The organism is Formosa sejongensis (assembly GCF_033447105.1).
Lineage (GTDB): Bacteria > Bacteroidota > Bacteroidia > Flavobacteriales > Flavobacteriaceae > Formosa.
The window spans coordinates 45,307-57,083 of the sequence record NZ_JAWQUN010000009.1; the positions used below are offsets into that span (position 1 = coordinate 45,307).

Below are 11,777 nucleotides of genomic sequence, written 5' to 3' on the forward strand. Positions count from 1 at the left end.
AGCGCGCTGTGTACGTCTCTGTATTTTAATTGAGGAATTCGTACAAAAAGGCAAATTTATATAGCATTTTATCGAACCAATCATTCACATTTAATGGTCCTCCGTGACCCGCTCCCGGTACCACATACATAAGATATAAAGATTCTGGACTTGCCTTTTCCTGTAGTGTTGCTAAAAATTTATAGGTATGTAAAGGTGGTACTCTATCGTCACTTTCTCCTGTCATCAATAAAAAATTAGGATATTTCACACCTTCTTTAATATTATGCATTGGAGAATAGGATTTTAGATTATTGAAATCGTCTATATCTAACACCGTTCCAAACTCATTAATATTGGTTGCTGCAGAACCTACAGTAAACTGTTCAAACCGCAACATATCGTAAGCACCAGCCTCTGCAACAACCACCTTAAATAAATCTGGTCTTTGTATTGCTGCCGCACTGACCAATAAACCACCATGAGAACCGCCATTACTTCCTAAGTGTTCGCTACTTGTATAGTGTTCTGAAATTAGATATTCGCCAGCAGCTATAAAATCATCTATCGCATTTTGTTTTTTTAAACGTCTACCTTCTAAACCCCAGTCTGAACCTTCTGCACCTCCTCCTCTAACATTTGGAATTGCAAGAACGCCACCATGCAATAACCACAAGGCTTTAGATTCATCAAAAGCAGGCTCGACCGTCATTCCATAACCTCCATATGCATAAAGTAATGTTGGATTTTTCCCGTTCAATTTCGTCGATTTTAAACAGGTTATATACATGGGAATTTCAGTACCATCTTTAGATTTATACTTTACATATCTCGTCTCTAAAGATTCCGGTTTATAAGGGACAGAAATAGAAGCACTAGGCTTAAAACTTAAATCTTTTAAATCTAATTGGTAAGTAAGATCTGGATGATAAAAAGAAGACACCTTAAAATCTGTATGGGTTGCATCTTCATCATTTTCATATAAATCATTTACCTTTTTCCCTTCTGGGAACTCAATTTTTTTCAATAAATTTCCTTCTAAATCGAAAAACAAGGCAAGGTCACTATTTCCGTTTCTATACACGCATACAAACTTATCTTTGCCTAATCTATTTACATGCCTTAAAACCACATCGTATTCCGGAACAATTTCAATAGGTTTATTCGGGGCATTGAGGTTTACTAATAGTACTCGCCCATTTGGAGCACCCCAAGTTGTACTTAAAAGTATTTTATCGCCAAATGCTTCTTCGATTCGAACATTAATAGTCTTTGAGTTTGGGTAAACAAGAAATTTCTTAGGGTGTAATATCGTGGAGTCTTTATCTGCAACCATAAGCGATTTGTACAGCTCATCTTTATGGGTAAAAGCACTATAAAAAAACAATTTATCGTCTAATTCAAAAAAGTTAAACCCATCATCAGAAACATCATTATTTTGAAATAATAATACATCTTCCTCTTGAGCAGATCCTAACTTATGATAGTATAATTTCTTTCCCGTGGCGTGATCTAAAAGTTCTCTGCCAGGTTTAGGCGCGTCGTATCTTTCATAATACAAATTCATCTCGTCCCAAACGACATCATCCCCTCTAATATATTTGAGTGAATTATGAAACTGTTGCCTATTTTTTAAATCAAAAAACAGTATCTCTTGCCAATCGCTACCGTTGTAAGAAATAGTAACAGCAATTAAATCATAATCTTCATTAACATTATATCCCGTTATGACTACGTTATTATCTTTAGCATTACTAATCTTTTTTATATCGACTAAAGTCTTATAATTTCCTTTGTCCCCTTCGCGGTAATTTAAATCAGGAAATCGACTCGTGCTTTGTAGTTTATATTCAAATTCATATTTACTTTTAAGCGCCTTATCTTTTTCGATATACCCGTCAACTTCATTTTCTCTAACTCCATAATACATCGCAGAGATCTGAGCTTTTAAGTCTAGGGTTTTTAGATACTTATTTTTAATCTTATTAGTTAATTTTTCTTGAGATTCTATCCAGAGTTGTAACCGATAATCATTAGGATTTTCCATCCATTGATACGGATCTTTTACAGTTGTATTAAAGTATACATTGGTAGTGGTATCTTTTGGACTACCCTCATATTCATGATTTTTCTGAGCATTTATAACAGTTGAAACAAAAAGAAATAAGAGAATAAAAAAGTAAAATTTATACATTTGGGATATTATGAATAGTTATTGCGGAAACAAAATGAAACATCTAAAATAAGACATCCTATTTGAAATTATAATTGAATTCTGATAAAATTGTTATGTTGATAAAATTGTAACACTAAACTTAAAAAAGTAAAACCGTTTGCTAAACAACAAACGGTTTTTATTATGTAAAAAAAGATACTACTTTCTATATGTTTTAACAAAGGTAAAATCTAACTTGGAGGATAGCAAAGTAATATTTTCGACGCCTCTTTAGAATTAAAAGTAAGTTCTGAAATAGCAGCCGAAATAAATATTTCATCGCCTTGACTATAAGTATATTCTTGATTATTACAAATCATAGTCCCTTCACCTGAATAAATAACGGCAACATAAAAACATGAATTTCCTTTAATCGTATGGGTTCCATCTAAGAGTAATTCACTTAAACCAAAACAATTTGTATGCTTTGTATTGAATAATGTCTTTAGAGTAAATTCAGTTGAACTTTCAAGAATTTCTGGAGTGATTTTCCAAGCTTCTAAGGCTTCATCTAAAGTGTAATTATCGTAATGAAAACACTCTAACATCTTCTCTTCTCCAACACCTTGATGAATAAGTTCCGGTCCGATAGTTAAGCCATTTGGAGTTGTTTTTTCTACACGCATAGTATAATCTGTAGGCTCCTGAACCTCCATTAAAAAGCAACCACTTCCAATAGCATGTGGTACACCTCCATAAATCATAAAGGCATCTCCAGGTTTAACTTCAATTTTATGAAGACAATCTAACATCCCTTGAATATTCTGATTTTCAAAGTGAGATTTCCATTCATCTCTGGTTACGTGCTTTTTAAATCCCATATAAACGACAGGTTTTTCGCCATCTATTTCACGAGTATTCAACACATACCAAGATTCAGTTTTACCAAATTCAGAATTAAAAACTGTTTTAGCATATTCCTTATCTGGATGTACTTGAACTGTTAGGCGTTCCTTAGAATCTAACATTTTAATAAGTACTCCTGTTGTTCCAAATTTGTCGGCCAATTCCTTACCTAAATATAATTCTAGATTAGAATTAATTAATTCTTTTAAAGAAAGTGTTCCGTCTTGGGTTTCTATAAGAGATAATCCTTCATCTTCAGGTCTGCCGTTCCCACGTGCTGTAACTGTAGACATGATCCACTCTTCTGGCATCGCGCCATCAATTTCAGGAGTCGTTTTTTTCCATTTATCAATTAAAACTCCTCCCTCGTACGTTCTCCAAACTCTATTTGAAAGTTGTTTAAGTGGGATATGTGCGTATTGCTGTAAGTCTTTACTCATGCTTATTGATTCTATATTAAAACTAAAATTGTAAATTATTTACTTAAAAGAGATTATCGTATTAGAAATAACTCATAAATCCGGTTATGGCAACATACAACATATAGATATTGAAAATTAATGTTGCTCCTAAAGCGATATTCATCCACATACTTGTTTTGTATGCTTTCATGACATCTTTTCTATTCAACAAAATTATTAAAAACAGTGTTATTAAAGGCATAATAAACGGACTTAATGCCTGGGAAGCTATTAAAATCCAAACTGGTTTACCTCCAAAGAATGGCACAATAATTCCGCTTAAAGCAACTAAAACCACCAAAAATTTAAATAATGGTTTTTTCATGTCTCGTTTAGTATTGGTATAATCTGCAATTAACCAAGGGAAAAGTAAAAGGTTTGGAAATATAGATGATAACCCTGCACCAATAATCCCTAGCGTAAATAATGTTAAAGCAAAATCTCCTGCCCAAGGTCCTAATGCATTCATCATATCGGTAGCATCATCAACTTGAATTCCTTGAAAATAGAGTGTTCCTGTTGCACTAATCATAATCGCAAGACTAATTAAAAATGTCAAAACCATAGACGACATCGCATCTCTGTTTTCTGTTTTCAAATCCGCGATTCCCCAATTTTGTTCTTGCACCAAAATACTTCTAGATGCTAAACATACACCTGCCATTGTTGTACCAACTATTCCGGCAATAACAAGACCTGCGTTATCTCCTTTTGGTAATTCAGGGAAGAAATCGACTAAATTAGTCCCTGTTTCTTTTACCACCATGATACTTGTTGCAATAAACGAAAGTGCCATAAAACCAACCATGATACTCATGGCTTTTATAAAATTCTCATGTTTTCCTGTCCAAAACAGACTTATTAAAAGACATATAAAGAAAACGGCAATACTAGGCGTATTAAGAAAAGAGATTGATGTTCTTACAGAAATCCATTCCATAGTAACTTCTGCAACAACGCCCATAACACCTATAACCGATGAAACTATTGAAACTACTAATGCGGCTATAATGAAAATAGTTACGGGTTTTCCAAATGCTTTTTTGAAATTATACATTAGTGTATCTCCAGAAACTATGGTTAATTTACTTATTGAAATAAGAAGAAAATAGGTGAAAAAACAAGATAGTAATAAGGCCCAAGATAGGCTTAAACCGTAATTAGCACCGGAAACGACCATAGAAGTTACACTACCTGTACCAACGACGTAACCTATTATAAAAAATGCTGGTCCAAAATCTTTTAAACCCTTTTGGATTTTGTCTTTAAATGATAAACTATCTGCTGCCATATATAATTGAATGATTTAAAAATTAAATTGTATTTAAACACAATAAACTAAACACTACTTTACTGTTTTTAAGAATAATATAAGAAGTTGCGAAATTATTATTTACTATACATTATAGTAAAATTACAGTGCATTTTCAAAATATATTTATATACAATGGCTTCGTTAAAAACCCATGTATAACACCACAAGTTAGGAATTAAATAGATAAAAACTCGTATAGATTTTAAGAAAGACTTTGATAAAATAGAACGATTTAAAAGAGACTTTAACGACCTATTAAACGCTCCTAAAACGGATATCTTAAATAGAAAAGACTAACAATTCTATGGTAAACTTCTTTTAATTATTTTTCGAAATTATTACAAAAAGCAATAAGCATTTCAAAATGCACTTCCATTACTTTTACAGCTAGCTGAGTGTCTTGATTTTTAATGGCTTGAAAAATAGCTTCGTGATTTTGGACTTCTTTAAGTCTCACTTCTACATCGCAAACGCGTGTATCTTCTAAAACAGAAATAATTTTAGGGGTAATTTGCAACATTAAAGCATTAATGGTACTATTTCCGCATGCCTTGGCAATAGCTAAATGAAATAGTAAATCTTCTTCTAATGCATCTTCCCTATTTAAAACTTTAACTTTATAATTATTAAGAGTCGTTTCAATATTATTTAAATCGTCTTCCGTTCTTCTTCTGGTCGCTAAACAAACGGCCTTTGTCTCCAACATTAATCTCGTTTCGACTAGAGACAAAAAATCTTGTTTTTCTAAAGTTATAATATCCTCAATAATACCGTTTAAAGCGGTTTGACCTATATTTTCTACAAATGTTCCTGATTGTGGAACAGATTTTAGCACGCCATAAAACTCGAGTTTTTCTATGGCTTCTCCAACATGGCGTCTGCTTACATTAAACTTTTCTGCTAAAACACGTTGTGAGGGTAGTTTATCTCCTAATTCCAAATTTTTTAAGTTGATAAACTCCTTTATTTGGGAAATAATTATATTCTGAATTTCTGGGTTGTCTTTTAATTTGTTTGTATCCGGTTTCATTTTGGGAAAGGTTGGCTAATTGAAAAACTTAATTTCATATTTAATATTTGTTAAATTGATGTGTATTCAACAAAAATAACGTCGTTTTATTCAGGATTTATCAATTATTTTGTCCTAAATTTTAAATTTTTTTAAAAAAAATACTGGTCTAAGATTAGACCAGTATTCTATTTTAAAAACTAAATCAAATTACGTAACGTTTTAAACGTTATGTTTTTTCGTTAAAAATAAATTAGTACCCAGGGTTCTGAGGCAATAAGTTTGGATTTCTAACTAATTCGTTCACCGGTAATGGGAATAAATAATCTTTATTAGGATCGAATGCTCTGTATCCTTCTAATCCAGCTGCACTAAACACTTCTGGTCCTATTTTTCTTCTAGCAATGTCATACCATCTTTTAAACTCAAAAGCAAGTTCTATTCTACGATCATCTAATACAACTTCTCTAAATTGAACTTGTGTTAATCCTGAAACGTTTGGAGGAAAAACACCAGGAGTACTACCCGCTGCTCCATTTCTAGCTCTAGCTCTAACACGGTTTACATAACCTTCTGCTTCTGTGCTTCCAGGGCTTAATTCGTTTAATGATTCTGCAGCAATTAATAATACTTCTGCATAACGCATCATGATATAATTCTGCTCATTACCTCTGTTATTTCCACCTTGTAAACCTCCATAACGGCTGAATTTAGCAATGTGTGGTCTGTTAACACCAGCAGTATAAAAATCTGTAAAATCTTCGTAAGAATGTACTTCACCTCCAAAAACTCCAGTTGGATCAAAACTAACTGATTTTCTATAATCTTGGTCATTCCAAGTATCGTATACAGCCATAGAAGGTACTTCTACAGACCAGCCACCACCGTCGTCGTATTTCTCATTTGCTCTAATACCTGTGTATGGACCTTGATAATTTCTTCCTTGGTCACCATCTGTAACTGAACTAAAGTCAATTTCGAAAATTGGTTCTGGAGAAGCTTCTTCATTATCATTAAATAAATTTTGAAAGTCTGGCTCTAAACCTAAACCGTAAGCGCCTTCATTATCAATTACCATTTTAGAATAGTTATATGCATTCTGATAATCTCCTAAAGTTAAATACACTAAAGACAAATAAGATTCTGCTGCTGCTTTAGCAGGAATAGATGCTGCACTTTGTGTTTCTGGTAACCATTCTTGACAAAACTCTAAATCTGCAATAATGTTTGCGTAAACATCTGCTGCTGGAGTTTTACTAATAGTTGCTGCTGCTTGAATATCTGTTACAGGTGCATCAAGGTAAGGAATATCTCCAAATTGTCTTACTAAATGAAAATATGCGAAAGCTCTCGCAAAACGTGCTTGAGCAACTATTGGGTTAACTTCAGAAGGATCTCCTCCTACTATTTCTGCTCCAGCAATAGCTTGATTCGCAGCTCCAATAATTTGATACACTTTTGGCCAATATTGAGCAATACTTGCGTTATCTGCTAATACTTCTATTTGGTCAAACTGAACTCTTTCTGCATTGGTTACAAATTCATTAAGTTCTACCATGTCGCTACGTAACATAAGCGGCATTGACATTTCTCTAGACATAAAATATCTGTGAGACATATGACCATAAGAACCATTAACTGCTGTTTGCACATCTTCTAAAGTAGCAAAGAAACTTTCAGGAGCTAATAATCCTACTGGCTCTTCTTCTAGATCCGAACAACCCATTATTGATATTCCAATCAATAAAAATAAATATTTATATGTTTTCATTCTATACGTTTTTTAAATTAATTATTAAAATCTTAAATTAAGGCTTAAATTCACAGATCTAATAGTTGGGTAATTTCCAAAATCGAAACCTTGCATTGTGTTACTGTCTCCACCACTTTCTCCACCAGAACCAAAGTAGCTTACTTCAGGATCTAAACCAGAGTACTTAGTGAAAGTCAATAAGTTTTGTCCACTAACAGTTAATCTAAGATTATCTATTCCCATTTTTTCAACTAAATCTGAAGGAAAAGTATAACCTACTGCTAAGTTTTTTAATCTAACATAACTTCCATCTTCAACAAAACGAGAAGAGATTTCTCTACCTCTACTACCTACAACACGTGGGATATCTGTATCTGTATTATCAGGAGTCCATGCATCTAACACTTCTGTAGTTGCATTAGAATCACCATTAAATAATTGCACATCTGTTAGGTTAAAAACTTCTCCACCATAAGTACCTTGGAAAAAGATATTTAAATCAAAGTTTTTATATGTAAATGTGTTTGTGAAACCAAAATTCCAATTTGGATTAGGATCTCCAATTATTTGTTGATCGTTAGTTGTAATTACACCATCTGTAACACCATTCTCATCTGCTAAATCGCTAAACAATGGGTCTCCAGCTTGTGCGCCTTTAAAAACAGCAGTACCTTCTGGTAAAGCTCCTCCTTGGTATACACCTTGATAGTCATATCCCCAGAAAACACCTACAGCTTCACCTTCTCTTAAAACGTGAGTACGTGCAACACTAAAGTAACCTGGTGCAGCATTTTGGAAAACATCTATACCGTTAATTAAAGACACAACAGTGTTTTTGTTTGTAGACCAGTTAAAGTTTGTAGACCATGTAAAGTTCTCGTTTGTAATGTTTATCGTATTTAAAGAAATTTCGTAACCTTTATTGTTAATTTCTCCAACGTTTCTAATACTTGCTAATGTTAAGAACCCTAAATATTCTGGTTGGCTTTCATCGGCTAAAAGAAGATCTTTTGTATCTATGTTATAGTAATCGAATGATAATGAAACTCTGTTATGAAACATACCTAAATCTAAACCAAGGTTTGTTTGGTAAGAAGATTCCCATTTTAAATTATCGTTTGCTGCTTGATCTGGAACAACTGCACCAACAACCACATCATCAATAACAGTGAAAAGAGTAGAAAGTTTTGCGAAAGACTCATAAGCATCAATAGCTTGGTTTCCTGTTACACCGTAACTCGCTCTTAATTTTAAGTTAGAAATACTTTGATTATCTTTTAAGAAGTTCTCATTAGATAATTTCCAACCTACAGCACCTGAAGGGAAAATTGCATATTTTTCGTTTTTAGCAAAGTTAGATGCACCATCACGTCTTACTGTAGCTGTAAATAAATATTTATCATCCCAGTCGTAATTTAATCTACCAAATTGAGATTGAATTTCTTGTACTACAAGAGAAGACGTAGGTATTAAAGACACTTCACTACCTCCTAAATTATGGAAAGAAAAACTATTACTAATGAAACCTGTTGCACCTGCAGAAAATCTTTCGGTTGTTTCTTTTTGATAAGAGTAACCTCCTAATAACGTTAAATTACCTTTCCATAACTCTGTATTATAAGTTATATAGTTTTCACTTAACACATTAGTAGTTGTTAACTGATCTATTGTTGCTTTACCGCCTAAACCACCATCTGTGATAATTAATGTAGATGGTCTAAAAGTACCTACAGTCTGATTAAGTGTACTGAAACCAAATGTAGATCTAAAGTTAAGTCCTTCTACAATATCCCAATCTGCATATAAGTTTGCTCTAAATCTATCTGTAGTTGTTTCATTTACAGCTTCAGTTGCAACTGCATATGGGTTGTCGATATTATCTCCAATAGTATTCGTTGAATTTGTACCATCTGCATTTTGTACAGGTAAATCTGGCATGAATCTAAACATTAAAGACACAACATCATCACCACCACCGTTAGCAGTATCTCCAGTTGATTGTGTAGGAACTCCTTCTTTATTCGATCTACTACCGAACATATTCATACCAAGTTTTAATTTATCAGTTACTTGTGCATCAACATTTGAAAGGAAAGTTAAAGTTTCAAAATCAGAATTTATAACAACACCATCTTGTTTGAAGTAATTTGTAGACGCATAAAAGTTAATATCGTCACTTCCTCCAGAGAAAGAAGCTTGAGTATTTGAAATACTACCTGTTTGGTAAAGTAAATCTTGCCAATCTGTATCTGCAGGACCTTGTACATAATCAGGGTTGATTATTGTTTGGTAATCTGCAAACTGATCTGCGTTTAATAAGTCTAAGTGATCTGTAACATTTTGAAGAGAATAACTAGTATTAATTTCAATACTTAATTTACCAGCTCTACCTTTTTTAGTTGTCACCAAAACAACTCCGTTAGATCCTCTAGAACCATATATAGCGGTTGCTGAGGCATCTTTTAAAACTTCCATAGATTGAATATCTCCTGCTTGAGGCATAGTTGCACCAACAAAACCATCGACAACAATAAGGGGATTACTACTTGCACTAATAGAAGTATTACCTCTAATTTTAATAGCGATAGGAGCTCCAGGCTCACCACCATTATTAGATTGAACAACTACACCTGCAGCACGACCTTGAAGTGCTTGTTCTGCGTTTGATGTAGGATACGCTGTTAATTCTGCAGCTTTAACTGAAGATACAGCACCTGTAATGTCACTCTTTTTTTGAGTACCGTAACCAATTACGACTACTTCATCAAGTTCACTTGCATCTTCTACAAGAACAACATTAAGTTCTTTTTGATTTGATACAGTAATTGTTTGAGTAACATAACCTAAATACGAAAAATGAAGAATATCTCCGCTTGTAACATCTAATTGGTAAACACCATCGAAGTCCGTAGCAGTTCCTTTCTGAGTTTTGTCTACATGCACATTCACCCCTGGAACAGGCATGTTAGTTGCATCAGTTACAGTACCGGATAATTGGTATCCATCCTGTGCAAATAATGATAGATTGAAAATCAAACCTAGCATTAAAATTAGTTTAGTTTTTAAATTCATTTGTAATTTGTTTTGGTTATTAAATTATTAAACGTGGTTTACCAATCTGGTAGTTTAGACTGGTAAACCAATTTGGCACGGCTAATATATGTTATTCTTATGTTAAAATCCATAAAAATTATAGAAATATTAAAAAAACGACCTTAATCTCATAATTTAACAATTAGAAGCTCTAATAGTTACAATATAATATCTTAAGCCACAATTAAGGTGACAAGAGTATTTCGTTACACAAGTACAGTATGAATGCTCACCAATAGCATAGCCCCACTAACTTCTGTAAGAAACCCACTATAGAATTGACGTAGATTTTCGTAGATATAAACGTCTATTTTGGCCAAAATTAGAATATAGAGATGTTTCTTATAATAGTAAGAAATAATTTTAGCACACAAAACTTATATATAAGTACAAACTAAATCTCCTAGATGTTGTAATTATAAGACTAAACACGAAAAAAAACATCAGACTATATATTAAGGTTAATAATATGTACAATTAATAGTTTTGCATTTGGAAGTTACGAGCCTTTAAATGTAAGGTAATGCATTGCGTCATTAATAAACGTGTTTAAGATAATTGAACACGAGTTTAGTTACTAAATTTAAGTTCATTTTAAACCTAAACATCATGACACCTAAAAGCAGACACGATAAAGAGAACGATATAAACACGGAATTTGTAAAAGAAGAAAACAACCCTACTCGGGATTATATTTTTCAGAAGGATAAAATAACAAAACGATCGTTTCTTTTTGTTCTAGCTCTAATTCTGTTATTAATTGCAGCAGTAGCGATTACTTCTATCTTTTTATGATGGATGAAAGGTTATAAAATATAGTTTAGGTTAATCTATTTGACTGAGTAGGCCTTTACTACTGTAACAACCTATTACATATACAGTGTAAACAACTCCAAATTAACACTCACAAAGAATCAATAAATACAATGGCACAAAAAAAGAAATCAGCGTAACCCATTAGGCTTACAGACATTCAGAAACTTATAAAAATAACAAAACCCCAACCTTTTTCAAGATTGGGGTTTGTTGTTGGCCCACTAGGGCTCGAACCTAGACTCTTCGGTACCAAAAACCAACGTGTTGCCAATTACACCATGGGCCATCAT

Annotated in this window: 7 protein-coding genes and 1 tRNA gene; 1 reads left to right on the forward strand and 7 read right to left on the reverse strand. The window is 33.0% G+C overall.

The window, feature by feature from the left end; genetic code table 11:
• Positions 1-25: 25 nt before the first annotated feature.
• From R6X41_RS10560 to R6X41_RS10585, 6 genes are all read right to left on the reverse strand, one after another.
• A complete protein-coding gene (locus R6X41_RS10560) occupies positions 26-2,173 on the reverse strand; it encodes a prolyl oligopeptidase family serine peptidase (protein ID WP_318500061.1) in 2,148 nt (715 codons plus the stop codon).
• Between the two features lie 212 nt (positions 2,174-2,385).
• Positions 2,386-3,480 carry a type I phosphomannose isomerase catalytic subunit gene (locus tag R6X41_RS10565; RefSeq protein ID WP_318500062.1) on the reverse strand — a complete coding sequence of 365 codons (1,095 nt, stop codon included), beginning with the start codon at positions 3,478-3,480 and terminating at the stop codon, positions 2,386-2,388.
• A gap of 61 nt (positions 3,481-3,541) precedes the next feature.
• The gene (locus R6X41_RS10570; protein WP_318500063.1) at positions 3,542-4,792 is read right to left on the reverse strand and encodes an NRAMP family divalent metal transporter; all 1,251 of its coding nucleotides are present in this window, start codon (positions 4,790-4,792) and stop codon (positions 3,542-3,544) included.
• Between the two features lie 346 nt (positions 4,793-5,138).
• Complete coding sequence (locus R6X41_RS10575) at positions 5,139-5,846, reverse strand: FadR/GntR family transcriptional regulator (RefSeq protein ID WP_318500065.1); 708 nt, start codon at positions 5,844-5,846, stop codon at positions 5,139-5,141.
• Between the two features lie 232 nt (positions 5,847-6,078).
• Complete coding sequence (locus R6X41_RS10580; protein WP_318500066.1) at positions 6,079-7,596, reverse strand: RagB/SusD family nutrient uptake outer membrane protein; 1,518 nt, start codon at positions 7,594-7,596, stop codon at positions 6,079-6,081.
• A 24-nt stretch (positions 7,597-7,620) separates the two neighbouring features.
• Positions 7,621-10,650, reverse strand: coding sequence for a SusC/RagA family TonB-linked outer membrane protein (locus tag R6X41_RS10585; protein ID WP_318500067.1), 3,030 nt, complete (start codon positions 10,648-10,650; stop codon positions 7,621-7,623).
• A 630-nt stretch (positions 10,651-11,280) separates the two neighbouring features.
• On the opposite strand from R6X41_RS10585, the gene R6X41_RS10590 reads away from it, so the two are divergent.
• Positions 11,281-11,466 (forward strand): hypothetical protein, encoded by a 186-nt coding sequence (locus R6X41_RS10590; protein ID WP_318500069.1) that lies wholly within the window; start codon positions 11,281-11,283, stop codon positions 11,464-11,466.
• Positions 11,467-11,700: 234 nt separating this feature from the next.
• On the opposite strand, the gene R6X41_RS10595 is transcribed toward R6X41_RS10590, so the two are convergent.
• Positions 11,701-11,773 (reverse strand) — tRNA-Gln (locus tag R6X41_RS10595).
• Positions 11,774-11,777 lie beyond the last annotated feature (4 nt).